The following is a 14,939-nucleotide window of genomic DNA, read 5'->3' as shown; positions in this document are numbered from 1 at the left end:
TTATATTCTCAAAGAAAAAAATCTAGCCAAATTATAGGCTAGATTTTTTCTAATTTACTTATATTATTAGAAAGATCAATTATACTCTTTGTAAGACTTTCTAACTTTCCTTCTATACGCATCAACAGATACATGGATACTACTATGGGAAATCCTAGATTAGCTATGTGAGTATATATTTCTTCCATATTTATCATCTCCTTTCACTTATATAGATAGGAGATATTAGAGGTTTTAGCCAAAAAAATAAAACCTTTTTTCAAGGTTTTATCAATTATATACTTAGACAGTTAAAGTACTATATAAATGCTACTCCTAAAAATTAGTTTTAACTATCCTTATATTGGATCCTATTACATAATTAAGCTTTTAATTTACCAAGAGCTTTATATGTTGTATATAAATATATATTAGTCAGTTACGATTCCTTTTCATTTTTGCTTCATAATATTGATCTAATACTTTATCAAGCGTTTGACTTACATGTATTACTTCAGGAGTTACAAGATTTCCTTTTTTGTCAATTAATTCATGCATCTCATCTCTTAAGTCTGATATTCGCCTTTTTAATGTGATTAATTCATCCATTGAAACCTTACTCCCTTTTCATCTAAAATGTTTTACCAATTAGAAACAACAGAATCAATTTTATCACTTTTTCAATAAAATGGAAATACGAAAATTATTAAGTTTATGTTAATTATCTAATTTGAGATATCAGCTGAACGCAACACACATTAAATTTGATTGCGTTCACTAAAACAACTAAAACTATTAGAAATACAAGTATAGAAGGTGATTCTTGTAATCACATTCTTATTCTAACTTCCCTTCTATGCGTATCAACAGATACATGGGTACTACTATGGGCACTCCCAGATTTGCTATGTGAGTATATATTTCTTCCATACTATTCACCTTCCTTTTAAAAAATAAGGTAGCCAAATGGCTACCTTGTCCTAGATTAATTCTACTGTTTCTGTACTAACTATATCTGCTGATTCTATTTCATTTAGCTCACCATTTTCCGTTTTAAAAATGTTTTTGTCTATTATAGACTGCATAACTATTTCTACTTCTTCCTTAGTCACATCATCACGTACATGGTCTACACTAATTTTAGTGCTACGACCTAGTTCATTTCTAAAAGTCATTTCTAATCTTTTCATTTAAGTACACCTCCTATTCACTTATTAATTCAGATTCATTTAATTTAGCCACTTCTAACGCAGTATTAGATTGTAATCCTATTAAAGAACTGGCTACTGCATACACATCCTCGTTAGATGCATTATGTTTCAGGTTAGAGTAAGTTTTTGTTTTCTTAACCTCTTTCCCATCCTTGTCTAAGCCTAGACTATAGACAATTTTAAATTTTGTTGATTTACTTTGTGATGTTACTGCCATATTTATCATCTCCTTTCACTTATATAGATAGGACATATTAGAGTTTTTGGACAAAAAAATAAAACCTTTTTAAGGTTTTTTATTTAGCTATCTACTTAGATTGTTAAAGTACAGTATCAAGACCCATCCTAAAAATTAGTTTCAACGATACTTATATTAGATTGATTTACATAAGAATCTCTTGGATCTTCACACCAAAAGCTTAATTATTACCTAAACATATATTAGAGGAATGGTTTGAAAAAATATCCCTTATGAATGATTTTTTTAAAGTTATTCCAAAATATTATTCATTATACTTATAAAACGTCATTTTTATGGTATTATTATCCATTCATGGTACCTAAAAGAAAGATATACTACGTAATTTATAATAAATTAATTATTGCAACAGATAATTCTAGGCGTCTTTGGGGGGATAATATGAATAACGAACTTGATTACTTAGAAACAGAATTAAAAGTACTCTGTATTAATGTTATTAGTATGCTTAATGGCCTTAAAGAAAAAGGTTTCTTAAGTAATGGTGAGTATTTAAAGCATGTAGACTTAAAGAAGAAGCTTCTACAGGGTAAATTGTAATTTAATAGAAGAAAAGTAACATACGCCATTGGGTTATCCCCCTGTGTTTTTTTATTTGTCATACTTACCCAATATCGACAAATTTCATTACTGTAAAGTGATAAAATAATGTCTGATTTGATATTTTAATAGGACACAGGGGGACAATATGACAAGCTTAGGAAAAATCTCGTCACAGATAGAGTGCTTAAAAAGACAATTACATTATCTAATTGAACAGAATGACAATCTTATTGCAGAAGAAATAGTATCTCTTAGCCAGTTATTGGATACATTAATCAATTTATATAATAACGAGTATAGAAAACACGTTGTAAGCATGAATAAATAAATCATTCCCTAAAGCACCTCTTAGAATGGACGTGACGAGCACACAATACTATATCTATAGGTGAATATGAGACAAGCAATACAGGTTATGATTGAATTCAATCCGTAGCCTTTTTTTACTTATTTTTATTTAACAATTTGTACTTGAAAAGAAAAAAATCAATATATTCATAATATGTTGCATATGAAAAGGCTATTAATGAGATTTCATCAATAGCCCTTAATATTATTTTCTATTCTTATCTAATATTTCTATCCAATATCCATCTGGATCTTCTAAGAAGTATAGATTCATCTTTGTATTTTCATAGCAAATCCATCCATTTTCCTTGTGGTGCTTATAAGCTCCTTCGTAGTCATCTACTCTAAAGGCTAAGTGGAATTCATTGTCTCCTAGATTGTATGGTCTATCCCATTCCTTTAACCAAGTAAGCTCTAATTTATGATTAGTTTCTCCGTCTCCTAAAAATACTAATATGTAACTACCATCAGAAGCTTCTTTTCTCTTTACTTCTTCAAGGCCTAAAGCATCCTTATAGAATTTCAAACTTTTTTCTAGGTCTAATACATTTATGTTATTATGGCAAAATGTAAATTTCATTTAAAAACCCTCCCCAAAATATTTTTCTATAAAAATTATATACTAATTTATCATCTTCACAAAGGCTAAAATTATTTTCAAAAAAAAATATATTTTTTTTAAATATAGTGTTTATTCAAACTCTTCTTGGGTATATTAATATTAACAAAGAAAAAGGAGGCTGTAGACCAATAAAAATAGTTATTCATAATAAAAATCCTATTTAAAAAAGTATTTAATTCAAAGGAGGTAATAACTGTATTAACTATATTTAAGAAGGTATTTATAAAAAAATTATAAGTTAAAGGAGTGATTCCACCAAAATATGGATACTGAATCAGTTACTTAAAGGCAATCCTAGAAATATGATTACATATTTAGGATTGCCTTTTAAAATTTTTATTTATTCATACAACACTTTTTATATTTCTTTCCACTACCACATGGACATGGATCATTTCTTCCGATTTTTTCTTCTACTTCTACAGGTTTTTTCTTAAATGCATCAGCAGGAGTATTTCCCTTTAATGCCCATAATCTAGTGTTATTGTTTAATTTAAATATATTGTCTGTAAGTTTGTTTTTATCCTTATTAGTCTTTATATCAATGAATTTTTCCACAAGCTTCATTATCTTATCTGCTGAATAGTTGTATTGTAACATAATAACCAATTCTTTAAAGAACATGTTAAATTGATTTTCATCAACCTTACTTTTATCCTTTAAGTAATCATATACTTCTAATTGCTCACTAGATAAGATTTGTCCATTATTTGCACCAGCTATCATGGCATCCTTCAGTGGAACTTCATAGTAATCTACCGTTTGGTAATTTTCTCTTTCATCAATTATGTTTTTAATGTAAGTTATATTTCTTAAGCTAAAAATGTTGTGGATTAATTCTAATTTGTCACTATATTGTCCACAATTTTCTATAAACTTACTCACATTTTCGTAATTCACGTCATACTTATGAATAATCTTTTCTAAGTCTTCCGCGTATGCAACTCCATAGTATTGCATTAATCCATTTATTATCTTAAATAATTCATCATTTTCTTGTACACTCTTTAATACTTCTTCTTTGCCTAAAATATCTTTTAAAGTGGTCATTATATCTGCTGGAATAACTAGCTTTAACTCATCAAGGCAAGTTTCTACATGTACTAATATACCTATCTTCTTGAAATAAGTTAAATACGGTACTTCTTTAGATATGATTTGACCACCATTATCTATTATTTCCTTTAACTTTAATAAAGTATCCCCATCAAGTAACTTAATCTTTTCTTCTAATTGTTTAGGCAGTTCTTCACTGATTAATTCAGCTAATTGAACTTTATTTAATTTACTAGCACCCTTTATATCATATGACTTTCTTATTTCAGTTAAATCTGTTTTAGTCATATTTGTTAAATAGTCATTTAAATTTTCTATATTTTCTTCAGAAGATTGAAGATTTTCTCTTAGTTCTTTAGATACTTGTTCAAATACTTCTGTTAATCCTAAGCCTTCAAATATGGTCTTAGCCAAATTTAAGTCCGTTAGTACATTCATTCCACCCTTTAGGTTTTTAACTAAAGCCTTCATGTCTTCTTTTATTTTGTATTCTGCAGCTCCAATACCATAGTATGCTCTAGCCTTTACTTCCTTTTCATAAGGACTTTCACTTGCATTTTTCTGTGCAACCTTATAGTATTCCTTTGCTCTTTTGTATTCTCCTGATTTAAAACATAGGCTTCCTAGGTAATAGTTAGCAAGAGGATCTGTATCTTTTAATTCTACAGATTTTTCTAAGTGAGCTTTTGCTTCAGCTAAGTTCTTATCTTCTTTTAATATACCTATTTCAAACTCCGTATAGTAGCTAAGAGGATATTCCTTTAATACATCATAGTCATTTAATAGACCTTCTTCATTTTGTGCCTCTAAGTTAAGTAAAAAATCAAGAAAATACGCCGCCCATTTTAAATCTAAATTTTCTTCATTTTCATCAATATAACTTATTACATATTCCTTTGTATTATTTGCATAAGCAGATTTTTCAACAATCTCCTTTATCTTTCCAATACAATTTTCATCATTTAATTTGATTCCAAACTCTTTTTCAATCTTATTTAATACGTACATGGCAAACCCTTCCTACTCTCTTTTTTTTGTTTAATATTTGATTTTGAACCCTTAACATTTCTTAATCGTTAGCACAAAAAACTAGTGTAGTTTTTCATGACCTAAAAAATACACAACTGAAACTATTATATCAAAATAAGAGGATTTTTTAAAATAAAAAACTCTTATTTTACTTTTATTTATTAATAATTTTTCAAAGTATTCAATAATCTATCTATTTTTTCATCTTTAATCTTCTCTTTTGAAAAGATAGCACTTACTAATAGGAAGTATTCTGGTAGAGATTCCTTTGCCCATAGTATTTCTTCCTTTAATAATCCACTGGTAATTTCAGATACTTTAAAACCTAATGATTCTAAGGAGTATCGCATTTTATCAGGTTTAATACAGGCCTTATTTTTTATTCTAGTACAATCTTTACAAATTATACATCTACCCGCATATAAAACTACATTATTTTCATCTTCTTCCTTTATTATTTTTTTATCTAAGCCTCCCCTTACATCCTCTAATATTTCTAATGATAATTCATTTATTTCATCTACAGTACCCTTATGACCTTTTAAATAGATTTTACTTCCTATTATATAGGCGTATTCATATTTGTTTATATATTCATCCACATTAAAATCATAGGGCGGACAAGACCATATTTTTTCATGGTTATTACAATTTGCACAATAACCTAATACTTCCTCTGGATTGTAGTATTTTTTCAAATCTTTCATAGTTATTTCTTTTATTTTATGCTCCATATTTTTTACATAATTCATTTCCCTTCTCCTCTATTTTCCATTTTATAAATTCGCACAATTCTATCATATCAGAGAATTATTGAGAAAAATGCAAAATGATGGTGTTTAAACTGTAAAAATCAAATAAATTATTCATATAAAAACATATATTTTGCATATATGGATAAAAAAAGTGCATCTACTTATCTTTATGAATATAACCCTTTAAAATCTCAAAACCTAAACCCAGGCATGCTATTTAAAAAATATGACGTAATAAGAGAAATCATGTAAATAAGAAAAAATTAACAACTATTCCTATGTATGTTATACTTTATTTTGAATATTATTATTTCTTGAATACCTGAAAATATAGTGGGTATACATATAATGGAAATGATTAACAATCAGGAGGTACGAAAATGATTAGTGAAAAATTAATAAAGGAATTAAATGAACAAATTAAATTTGAGTTCTTTTCAGCTAATTTTTATTTAGCAATGGCAGCTTATTGTGATAACGAAGATCTACCTGGATTTGCTAACTTCTTTAAAGTTCAAGCAGAAGAAGAAAAATTCCATGCTATGAAGTTTTATGAGTATATTGTTGAAAGAGGTGGAAGAGTTACTATACCTGCCCTTGATGGTCCTGGAAACGAATTTAGCTCCATGCTAGATGTATTTGAAAAGGGATTAGCTCACGAAAACTTTGTTACTAAAAGAATATATGGATTAATGGATCTAGCCACAGAAGAAAAGGAACATGCTACTATCAGTTTCTTAAAGTGGTTCATTGATGAGCAAGTAGAAGAAGAAGCAACTTTTGGCGCATTAGTTAAGAAGTTAAAGAGAATCGAAGAAAACTCTAATGCCATGTATATGTTAGACACAGAACTTGCTGCTAGAGTATTCACACCACCAACAAATGCATAATATTAAAGAGAAGGCCTATGCCTTCTCTTTTATTTCTTTTAAATTCATTCTTTCTTTTAGTCCATATCTCCTAGATATGATGTAAGTAAGCATGATTGCCACTATGACTCTTATGGATACTAATATCCACCCATTTGCTCCAAGGGCAATGAACAGTCCTGAATCCTCCACTACTGCATGACATGTAATTAAGAATACTACTACTAAGAAAGTATCTTTTTTACTCATATTTCCGCTTTCAGCACTTTCTATAATAACTCCAGCTCCATAGGATATGCCTATAAAAAAGCCTACTAATAGTGGGAATATGGAGTTTTGTGATATATTAAAAAATCTACTTATAAATGATAACCTTTTAGCCATCTTGTCTAATATTTTATAGTCCTTTAGAAGTTGTAGTGCTACCATTATGGGCACTATTATGCAGGTCATCTTTACTAAAGATCTCACTAGACCCATTAAATCATTTTGTAATAACTCTAACATAATGCCCCTCCTAACTGACCTACTATTATTCCAAATACTATGGCAAGGCCTACCCTAATACCTACCACATGGGATACTTTAGCATTTAATTTAGTAGTAACAGCCGTCTCCACTAGCATGGAATGGGAAAAGGAAAGCATTACAGCTATGGTAGTTATTTGCATAGGAGTTAAATCTATGGCTCCCATGGCCGCTGTACCAGCATACAAGTTTACTAAATTCCCAAAAACTAATGGTAATACTGCCTCTCCTGGTAAATTAAATATCTTCATAAAAGGCCTAAATATGTTGGCCACAAAATTTAATACAGGTGTATATTTTAGTACAGTTACTATTATATATACAGGGATCACTATTTTTGCTAATGTCCAAGTGGTCTGTAATCCCTTTTTTACCCCTTCACCTACAGAAGTAAAAAACATACTATCCCCCCTTAATATACAAGTATGATTTATATTAAAGAAAGAGATATCATTTAATGATATCTCTTAAGTTCTTTAGAATTCTGCTGTTTTAACAGTTCTAGGGAATGATACAACGTCTCTAATGTTACTTATACCTGTTAAGTACATGATCACTCTCTCAAATCCTAAACCGAATCCAGCATGTCTAGTTCCACCATATTTTCTTAATTCTAAATACCACCAGTAGTCATCCTTGTGAAGTCCCATTTCTTCAATTCTAGACTCAAGTACGTCTAGTCTTTCTTCCCTTTGACTTCCTCCAATGATTTCTCCTACACCTGGAACTAATAAGTCCATAGCTGCAACAGTTTTATTATCATCATTCATTCTCATGTAGAATGCTTTAATGTCCTTTGGATAATCTGTTACGAATACTGGCTTTTTGTAAACTTCTTCTGTAATGTATCTTTCATGCTCCGTTTGAAGGTCACAACCCCACTCTACTGGGAATTCAAATTCCTTCTTAGCACTTTTTAGTATCTCTATAGCCTTAGTGTAAGTAATTTTCTCAAAGTCAGAACTTACAATATTGTTTAATCTCTCTAATAATCCCTTATCAATGAACTTGCTGAAGAATTCCATTTCTTCTGGTGCATTCTCAAGTACATAGTTTATAATGTACTTAATCATGTCTTCTGCTAATTCCATGTTATCCGCTAAATCTGCAAATGCAATCTCAGGTTCAATCATCCAAAACTCTGCTGCATGTCTTGCCGTATTAGAATTTTCTGCTCTAAATGTTGGTCCGAATGTATAGATATTTCTAAATGCTAATGCATAAGCTTCTCCTTGTAATTGTCCACTAACTGTTAAGTTAGTTTCTTTACCAAAGAAGTCTTTAGTCGTATCTATTTTACCTTCTTCGTTCTTAGGTACATTATTTAAGTCTAGTGTAGTTACTCTAAACATTTCTCCTGCACCTTCGCAGTCACTACCAGTTATGATTGGAGTGTGTACATATACAAATCCTCTTTTTTGGAAGAACTCATGTATTGCAAAAGCTGCCAATGAACGAATTCTAAATACAGCTGAGAAAGTATTACTTCTTGGTCTTAAGTGAGCTATACTTCTTAAAAACTCAAAGGAGTGTCTTTTCTTTTGAAGTGGATACTCCTTATCAGCATGACCTTCTACTTCAATACTAGTAGCTTTAATTTCAAAGGCTTGCTTAGACCCTGGAGTAAGAACTAATTTACCCTTTACTATAAGTGCCGTACTGATTCCAAATTTTGAAACCTCTTTAAAGTTTTCTAAGTTTTCTTCGAACACAACTTGTAAATTTTTAAAGAAAGTTCCATCGTTTAATTCAATAAATCCAAAAGCCTTAGATGCTCTTAATGTTCTAATCCATCCTTCTACTTGGATTTCTTTATCTGCATATTTCTCTGGATGTCTATAAATATCTTTAATGTATGCTTTATCCATGTTTTTCCCTCCTAAAATATATACAAAAAAACCCTTCGCCACTAGGGACGAAAGGTTAAATTTTCCGCGGTACCACCCGTAATTACCATAAGGTCTCTTAATCTTTAACGACATTAGCCGTCTAATCCTACTCTCTTATAGATTTCAGTTAGAAACTCCGAGATGTTCTTCACCATAAGTTTCGTATGGAGCTTTCACCGTCCTCCACTCGCTTTCACTACCTCTTATGAGTACTCTTCTCTTCACAGTTTTTAAATATGTAAATTTACTACTCCTATTATAATATTTACACAATAATCTGTCAAAGCTTTTTAATTAGTTTGTGAGTATATTTCCCCTATTATACCCTTTAGGCAATTTGTTCATTAGGTTCTTTTAAATATTCTATAAATACTTCCACTACTTCCCTATCAAATTGAGCATCCATATTTTTTATTAGCTCTTCTATTGCCTCATCTATAGTAAGGGGCACTTTTCTATATGGTCTCTTAGATGTCATGGCATCATATGCATCTGCAACGGCCACTATTTTAGACAATTTATGCATTTGCTCTCCTTTAAGACCATTAGGATATCCTCTACCATCTATTCTTTCATGATGCTCATAAACTATTCTCTTAGCCTCACTAAGTTCCTTAACATCCTTTATTATTCCATAACCGATTTCAGGATGTGTCTTTATTACTTCATATTCATCATCTGTAAATCGTCCATCCTTATTTAAGATTTTTTCAGCTATACCTATTTTACCTATATCATGAAGTATACTGCCATATTTCAAGTCCATAATTTCCTTTTGGCTTAAATCCATTTTCTCGGCAATGGCTACAGAATAATCCATTACCCTACTACAATGACCCCTTAAGTAATCGTCCTTGGCGTCTATGGCATTTATTAGTACAGATATTAGATTTACCGTGTTCTCCTGGTTAATTTTAAGTAGATCGTTTAATTCATCATTCATAGCCTTAGTTTGTTCATATAGTGCACTTATTTCCTCATTGTTATGAATGATTTTAAGGTTCTGTTCCCTTAATCTTCTTTCCTTTTCTTTCCTTTCTCCCATTAGCTCGTTTATATAATCAAGCATACTATTAAAGTTTTTACTTACTATTCTAATTTCGTCATTATAATCTACATTAGCTCTCACATTAAAGTTGCCCTTTGTCACACTCTTAGTTACATTTACCAAATCTTCTATAGGCTTTGAAATATTATCTACATATTTAAAACTAAAATATATTACTAAAAGAATCATTAGGAGTAATCCTATTAATATCTTAATAATATTATTCCATAATTGTCCTTTTACCCAAGTGTCATCATAAATAGCTACAAAGCCTTTCATCATTCCATCTTCAGAGTAAGGCACATATTGATACCATGTATTTTCTATTTTTTCCTCTATTATCCTATTTTCTCTAATGGCTTTTTTCAGTTTTTGACTGCCATCTTCCCTTTTTAATTTTCCACTTTTTTCATCTATATATACGTATCCATAATCATCATATAGTTTTATATCTTTCACAAATTTATTTTCTTCAATCATTTCTTTTACAAAATAGAACATATCTTCTTCAGACAAAATATTATTTACCTTTGACATATCCGTACTTACTTCAATAATATATTTTTTATCTCTTGTAGGTAAATATGTATATCTTTTAATTTCTCCAGAGTTTATAGCCTTTACACTTCTATCAATATAAAGATTTCCATCTTCTCTTATCCTATTTAGCTTCTTACTAAATTTAGGATATTTATTAAAATCTAATCCTATATCCTCTTTATCAGTACTCATTTTTATCACATTATTTTCATCTATTATGTATAAGTCTATCCAGGGATAATTATATTTATATCCTTGTAACTTCCAATTATTAAATATTTCCTCTCCCTTTTTATCATATAATTTGTTTATATATAATCCTATGCCTACGACCTTTTTCTGTGTTTCTTCTTCTGCTAGAAGATACATTTTATCCATATATTCAAATCTATTTAATATCTGCTTAGTTAAAGCCTGTCTTTCATACATGAACATTTCTTTACTCAGTTTATTAATATATACATATTGACCTATAATCATTATGAAAGTTAAGGAAGTTATTAAACATATACATAAAAGACACAATTTTACTCTATATTTTAGTAGATATTTTTTAGACATGTTCTACTCCTCTTTGAATGGATTTTCTAGTCATAATTATGTATTTTTCAACTTTTTCTCCTAAAATCCTCCCTTATACCCATAACAAATTGGTCAATATTTCTAATATATTAATAAAATAGTAAAAACGTCCTATAAAGTAAACATGTTTATTGTAAATTCTTTACTTATTTTAATAAAAAAGAAGCAGAATAAATCTGCTCCTTCATTATCTTATTGGACAAGCTCCACCTTCACAACCTTCTGTTCCTATATCTAATTCTACTTCTTCCTTTTCATATTTTCCTAATAGAGAAGGTATGAATGGCTTCATTTCTTTAACTCTTCTTTCATATTCTTCCTTATCAATGGATTCATATGGAAGTAACTTATAAAAGTTATCATCTAATGATAGGAATGAAATAGCAACCACATCATCCCAGTTATTCCAAATCCATTCTTCTACTTCTTCCCATTCATGATTTCTAACATGAACAGTTATGGAACAATTATGGTCCACATAGTTTTCCATGAATAACTTATAGTTTTCCAATTGCTCTATAGCACTTACGTCATATTTCGTTTTTCCCTCTGGAGCCTTTACTGGGAACTCTACCACTTTAGTAGTACATGTTTCCCATTCCTGTCCAACTTCTGGGAATACAGAATAATCTAGTTCTTCACATACTTTAACTAATGGGTCATCTGAACTTATTCTTACCCTTCTTATATAATATGGAGAGTGTGAATAATGTACCCCACTAGACACAGCAGGCAGTTGACTCAATGTTCCCTCTGGCTTTACAGTAGTAATAAGTATTGGTGCATTCTTACCTATTTCATTTGCATAATTATCAGCCGTTTCCCTAGCAACTTCTCTTAATTTTCTTAGAATTTCTGCCTGTTGGTCTTTACCAAATTCTGTGGCATTAACCATGTCCTGCCATCCGGTTAAAGAGCAACCTAATAATTTATCCCTTTGTTGTACTCTATCCCAATGAGGTAGTTCTAATTCAACGCAAGTCATCCTATATGCAGCTCTTACAGACAATCTTTGTGCTTCAAGTAATCCTTCTAAGTCAAAGTTACCATTTTCATCTACAAAGGCAAATACATTTATTGTAGTAAGATTACATAATCCTTGTGAATCTAATAATATTTCTCCACATGGATTTACCCCATTCATGTTAGGTCTTCTTTTAAGACCTGCCTCTTCATTTATCCATCCAGGTTCTCCTGAATATCTCATTCTCTCCATTTGCCAATGTAACTTTTCTCTAGTTGGCTTTTCTCTATAGTAAATGGAGTTGTTACTCATCTGTCTATGAATAATATTCTTGTCTACTAACCACTGGCCATCAATTTGCTTATATAGGTTAGATTTAGCGTCAATACATTCTTTATCATCAGCATCGATTAAAACCATCTCTGCTGTCCTTCTAACGCCACCTACTACTACATTCTCACCTATAATATTAGCTATATCTAAACAGTCTACAGGATGTAATTTTACCTTTTTAGAGTCATCCTTTGAACCTCTTTTCTTTATTATCTTATCAATTTTGAAAAACATGTTCTTTAGACTTGAATGACCGCTTGCCGTTCCACCGAAAGTTTTTAATTTTTCTCCCTTTGGTCTTACATGATCATAATCAACTATTATGGTTTTTACATTTCTATATTCATTAGAGTATAGTAATTTAAAGAAGAAATCTAAACTCTGAGTCCAACCTTCTTTACTATCCCCCACAGTAATTTTTACAGTGTTATTATGGAAGAACTCTAAGCTAGTACTATCTTCCCTTTCATTTCTTGGTACTGGCATATAATCCTTATGGATAAGCTCATAGTCTGTTCTAATTTTAGGTAATGTATCCACATCACTCTTTAAAACTCTAACGCCTACACCTGAACCTACCATTAATAAATAAAATAGATCCTTAAAGGATTCAAAACCTTCTATCACTAAGAAAGAACAATTATAATTAGACATAGGATAATTCCTAGCAACAGGAGTATTTCCTACCCAAAAGGTTCTTCCAGATAAAAATTGTCTAAGGTTGTATATATTATGAAAAAGCCTTTGAGCTTCTTCCTTTGTAGTAGGTACCAAGCTACAATTATACTCTACTGCACGTCTTACTGTTTCCCACCAATATTCTCTTCTTCTATCTTCATTTAACCATCTAGAATACGTTCTGTAATACACAAAACTCCCAAGCTGCTTCATTGGGCTAGGCTTATGTTTATATTCACTTATAAATTCATCGCTTAGCAATCTCTTCTCATGTCCTCTCTTCTTCCTTCTTTTGTTATGCTCATTTCTATATATAATATATGCTTTAGCCACATCTCTTCTATCAGAAGCCATCAATAAATCTTCTACCACATCTTGTATAATTTCCACATGAACCACATCATTTTCATTAGCTAATTTTTCTTTTATAAGAATGCTTATCTTCTTACTCAAGTGGTTATCCACACCATCTTTAGTTTCGTACATAGCCCTTTCAATGGCATTTATTATTTTAATGGAGTCAAAGTCTACAATCTTTCCATTTCTCTTAACAACCTTTATCATACGTATCCTCCGTTACTATATTTTGTATTTACCCTTTTTGAAATGCACAATATATTGTAACAAATGGTTTTTTCCTTGTCAAAAGTTTGTACGTGTATTTTTTTCATAATTAATAAGTTTTCTTATGATTTCATAAATAAATCTCCATTTTTTATAGAAAAATGCTTCTTTCAAAATTTTTGTCTTGACTTTTTATAATATTCCATTAAATAAAAGGACTTTATGGTTGTGTATAAGTTTTTATATTTTAGAAAGTATCCACAAGAACTTTGTCTTTACTCACATTTATGTATAAAATTGAAAATAGATGGCTCATTGGCCATCTATTTTTTTATTATATTTATAATTTCCTTAATAGTCTCTTCTACATATTCGCCTTTTCTATATTTCCTCTTTGTAACTATTATTTCTGGTTGTGTTCCGTTTTCTTCTATATTCTTAACAACTAATGGTTTCTCCACAAAAGCTCCCATTTTATTAAAGTCTTTATCCATAAACACAAAGGTTGGAATTTTAGCTTTTCCTCCTACCTTGTATTCTTCTAAGTAGGATTCATTTCCTTCTCGTGGTATAATACTTAAATTGAAATTAGAATTTTCATCAGAAATTTTTTGTAATGCAGGAACATTTATCATACAATCTGGACACCATATCTCAGCAAATACTAGAATATTTACCTTCTCATCTATGGATTTTATCATATCTTTGATAGTGTCTTGTATCTCTGCATTATTGTATATCTCTAAAGTTTTTTCTTTATGAGTATCTTTATCTTGATTTACAAACTCTATAAAGGAAACTCCTTTTTCAAAAAGTTGTTTCATATCCATAGAGACATTCCCCCCTTATCTTTTAAATAAGCATATACCATGAAGGTAAATCTATTCAAGTGTATATTTTATTATATACTTATTACTAAAGATATATTCTAACTATAATATCCTTTTATAAAGATTAGTCAAAAACAAAAAAACTATTCAGCAACGTCCTACTCTCCCAGGCAGTTACCCACCAAGTACCATTGGCGCAAAGGGGCTTAACTTCTGTGTTCGGTATGGGAACAGGTATATCTCCCTCGCTATAGTCACTAAATAGTTTTATTAGTTTTTGCTTTAAAAACTAAATAATGTGTAACAAATATT

General features: G+C 30.1%; 16 protein-coding genes, 1 rRNA gene, 1 pseudogene and 1 other annotated feature. Of the genes and pseudogenes, 3 read left to right on the top strand and 15 right to left on the bottom strand.

The genetic code is table 11. The annotated features are described in order from the left end of the window. Positions 1 to 38 precede the first annotated feature (38 nt). The 5 genes from CCE28_RS18660 to CCE28_RS18640 all read right to left on the bottom strand — a co-directional run bounded on the left by CCE28_RS18660 (position 39) and on the right by CCE28_RS18640 (position 1,407). Complete coding sequence (locus CCE28_RS18660; protein ID WP_095135246.1) at positions 39 to 188, bottom strand: YvrJ family protein; 150 nt, start codon at positions 186 to 188, stop codon at positions 39 to 41. Between the two features lie 226 nt (positions 189 to 414). Then, positions 415 to 588 (bottom strand): aspartyl-phosphate phosphatase Spo0E family protein, encoded by a 174-nt coding sequence (locus CCE28_RS18655; RefSeq protein WP_095135245.1) that lies wholly within the window; start codon positions 586 to 588, stop codon positions 415 to 417. A gap of 228 nt (positions 589 to 816) precedes the next feature. Continuing rightward, on the bottom strand, positions 817 to 909 hold the full coding sequence (locus CCE28_RS22940) for a YvrJ family protein (protein ID WP_095135244.1): 93 nt from the start codon (positions 907 to 909) through the stop codon (positions 817 to 819). A gap of 50 nt (positions 910 to 959) precedes the next feature. Next, entirely contained in the window at positions 960 to 1,169 is a 210-nt protein-coding gene (locus CCE28_RS18645) for a DUF2922 domain-containing protein (protein ID WP_095135243.1), read from the bottom strand. Positions 1,170 to 1,182: 13 nt separating this feature from the next. Beyond that, complete coding sequence (locus tag CCE28_RS18640) at positions 1,183 to 1,407, bottom strand: DUF1659 domain-containing protein (RefSeq protein WP_176461912.1); 225 nt, start codon at positions 1,405 to 1,407, stop codon at positions 1,183 to 1,185. A gap of 423 nt (positions 1,408 to 1,830) precedes the next feature. Here CCE28_RS18640 and CCE28_RS22355 point away from each other — a divergent pair, with 423 nt between their 5' ends. Together CCE28_RS22355 and CCE28_RS18635 are read left to right on the top strand one after the other, a co-directional pair. After that, the gene (locus CCE28_RS22355; RefSeq protein WP_176461911.1) at positions 1,831 to 1,989 is read left to right on the top strand and encodes a hypothetical protein; all 159 of its coding nucleotides are present in this window, start codon (positions 1,831 to 1,833) and stop codon (positions 1,987 to 1,989) included. 148 nt (positions 1,990 to 2,137) lie between these two features. Continuing rightward, entirely contained in the window at positions 2,138 to 2,320 is a 183-nt protein-coding gene (locus tag CCE28_RS18635; RefSeq protein ID WP_095135241.1) for an aspartyl-phosphate phosphatase Spo0E family protein, read from the top strand. Positions 2,321 to 2,545: 225 nt separating this feature from the next. On the opposite strand, the gene CCE28_RS18630 is transcribed toward CCE28_RS18635, so the two are convergent. The 3 genes and pseudogenes from CCE28_RS18630 to CCE28_RS18620 all read right to left on the bottom strand — a co-directional run bounded on the left by CCE28_RS18630 (position 2,546) and on the right by CCE28_RS18620 (position 5,799). Then, a complete protein-coding gene (locus CCE28_RS18630; protein ID WP_095135240.1) occupies positions 2,546 to 2,920 on the bottom strand; it encodes a VOC family protein in 375 nt (124 codons plus the stop codon). 378 nt (positions 2,921 to 3,298) lie between these two features. Further along, positions 3,299 to 3,376: pseudogene (locus CCE28_RS23055) on the bottom strand (SEC-C metal-binding domain-containing protein); the annotation flags it as partial. A 1,832-nt stretch (positions 3,377 to 5,208) separates the two neighbouring features. Further along, a complete protein-coding gene (locus CCE28_RS18620; RefSeq protein ID WP_095135238.1) occupies positions 5,209 to 5,799 on the bottom strand; it encodes a DUF2284 domain-containing protein in 591 nt (196 codons plus the stop codon). 383 nt (positions 5,800 to 6,182) lie between these two features. On the opposite strand from CCE28_RS18620, the gene CCE28_RS18615 reads away from it, so the two are divergent. After that, positions 6,183 to 6,692: a ferritin gene (locus CCE28_RS18615; protein ID WP_095135237.1), complete on the top strand. Its 510-nt coding sequence runs from the start codon at positions 6,183 to 6,185 to the stop codon at positions 6,690 to 6,692. A 15-nt stretch (positions 6,693 to 6,707) separates the two neighbouring features. Here CCE28_RS18615 and CCE28_RS18610 read toward each other — a convergent pair whose 3' ends face one another. The 7 genes from CCE28_RS18610 to rrf all read right to left on the bottom strand — a co-directional run bounded on the left by CCE28_RS18610 (position 6,708) and on the right by rrf (position 14,889). After that, positions 6,708 to 7,178: a nucleoside recognition domain-containing protein gene (locus tag CCE28_RS18610; RefSeq protein ID WP_242973028.1), complete on the bottom strand. Its 471-nt coding sequence runs from the start codon at positions 7,176 to 7,178 to the stop codon at positions 6,708 to 6,710. After that, positions 7,172 to 7,600, bottom strand: coding sequence for a nucleoside recognition domain-containing protein (locus tag CCE28_RS18605; RefSeq protein WP_095135236.1), 429 nt, complete (start codon positions 7,598 to 7,600; stop codon positions 7,172 to 7,174). The genes CCE28_RS18610 and CCE28_RS18605 overlap by 7 nt, the downstream gene beginning before the upstream one ends. Positions 7,601 to 7,675: 75 nt before the next feature. After that, complete coding sequence (gene asnS / locus CCE28_RS18600; RefSeq protein ID WP_095135235.1) at positions 7,676 to 9,067, bottom strand: asparagine--tRNA ligase; 1,392 nt, start codon at positions 9,065 to 9,067, stop codon at positions 7,676 to 7,678. 40 nt (positions 9,068 to 9,107) lie between these two features. Continuing rightward, positions 9,108 to 9,322: a binding site (T-box leader), on the bottom strand. A 94-nt stretch (positions 9,323 to 9,416) separates the two neighbouring features. Then, the gene (locus CCE28_RS18595) at positions 9,417 to 11,237 is read right to left on the bottom strand and encodes an HD domain-containing phosphohydrolase (RefSeq protein WP_095135234.1); all 1,821 of its coding nucleotides are present in this window, start codon (positions 11,235 to 11,237) and stop codon (positions 9,417 to 9,419) included. Positions 11,238 to 11,445: 208 nt separating this feature from the next. Then, positions 11,446 to 13,797: a ribonucleoside-triphosphate reductase, adenosylcobalamin-dependent gene (nrdJ, locus tag CCE28_RS18590; RefSeq protein WP_095135233.1), complete on the bottom strand. Its 2,352-nt coding sequence runs from the start codon at positions 13,795 to 13,797 to the stop codon at positions 11,446 to 11,448. 323 nt (positions 13,798 to 14,120) lie between these two features. Beyond that, positions 14,121 to 14,627 (bottom strand): thioredoxin family protein, encoded by a 507-nt coding sequence (locus tag CCE28_RS18585; protein WP_095135232.1) that lies wholly within the window; start codon positions 14,625 to 14,627, stop codon positions 14,121 to 14,123. 145 nt (positions 14,628 to 14,772) lie between these two features. After that, positions 14,773 to 14,889 (bottom strand): 5S ribosomal RNA (rrf, locus tag CCE28_RS18580). Between the last annotated feature and the right edge of the window lie 50 nt (positions 14,890 to 14,939).

This window comes from Anaeromicrobium sediminis, assembly GCF_002270055.1.
In the GTDB taxonomy this organism is placed as follows: Bacteria; Bacillota; Clostridia; order Peptostreptococcales; family Thermotaleaceae; genus Anaeromicrobium; species Anaeromicrobium sediminis.
This window is presented reverse-complemented; position numbering and strand designations above follow the sequence as displayed.

What these genes read in the sequence shown, in the direction of transcription:
- CCE28_RS18620 (WP_095135238.1), bottom strand. Translation starts at nt 5,799, where the DNA reads ATGAATTATGTAAAAAATATGGAGCATAAAATAAAAGAAATAACTATG.
- CCE28_RS18655 (WP_095135245.1), bottom strand. Translation starts at nt 588, where the DNA reads ATGGATGAATTAATCACATTAAAAAGGCGAATATCAGACTTAAGAGAT.
- CCE28_RS18585 (WP_095135232.1), bottom strand. Translation starts at nt 14,627, where the DNA reads ATGGATATGAAACAACTTTTTGAAAAAGGAGTTTCCTTTATAGAGTTT.
- asnS (WP_095135235.1), bottom strand. Translation starts at nt 9,067, where the DNA reads ATGGATAAAGCATACATTAAAGATATTTATAGACATCCAGAGAAATAT.
- CCE28_RS18595 (WP_095135234.1), bottom strand. Translation starts at nt 11,237, where the DNA reads ATGTCTAAAAAATATCTACTAAAATATAGAGTAAAATTGTGTCTTTTA.
- CCE28_RS18635 (WP_095135241.1), top strand. Translation starts at nt 2,138, where the DNA reads ATGACAAGCTTAGGAAAAATCTCGTCACAGATAGAGTGCTTAAAAAGA.
- nrdJ (WP_095135233.1), bottom strand. Translation starts at nt 13,797, where the DNA reads ATGATAAAGGTTGTTAAGAGAAATGGAAAGATTGTAGACTTTGACTCC.
- CCE28_RS22355 (WP_176461911.1), top strand. Translation starts at nt 1,831, where the DNA reads ATGAATAACGAACTTGATTACTTAGAAACAGAATTAAAAGTACTCTGT.
- CCE28_RS18640 (WP_176461912.1), bottom strand. Translation starts at nt 1,407, where the DNA reads ATGGCAGTAACATCACAAAGTAAATCAACAAAATTTAAAATTGTCTAT.
- CCE28_RS18610 (WP_242973028.1), bottom strand. Translation starts at nt 7,178, where the DNA reads ATGTTAGAGTTATTACAAAATGATTTAATGGGTCTAGTGAGATCTTTA.
- CCE28_RS18630 (WP_095135240.1), bottom strand. Translation starts at nt 2,920, where the DNA reads ATGAAATTTACATTTTGCCATAATAACATAAATGTATTAGACCTAGAA.
- CCE28_RS18660 (WP_095135246.1), bottom strand. Translation starts at nt 188, where the DNA reads ATGGAAGAAATATATACTCACATAGCTAATCTAGGATTTCCCATAGTA.
- CCE28_RS22940 (WP_095135244.1), bottom strand. Translation starts at nt 909, where the DNA reads ATGGAAGAAATATATACTCACATAGCAAATCTGGGAGTGCCCATAGTA.
- CCE28_RS18645 (WP_095135243.1), bottom strand. Translation starts at nt 1,169, where the DNA reads ATGAAAAGATTAGAAATGACTTTTAGAAATGAACTAGGTCGTAGCACT.
- CCE28_RS18615 (WP_095135237.1), top strand. Translation starts at nt 6,183, where the DNA reads ATGATTAGTGAAAAATTAATAAAGGAATTAAATGAACAAATTAAATTT.
- CCE28_RS18605 (WP_095135236.1), bottom strand. Translation starts at nt 7,600, where the DNA reads ATGTTTTTTACTTCTGTAGGTGAAGGGGTAAAAAAGGGATTACAGACC.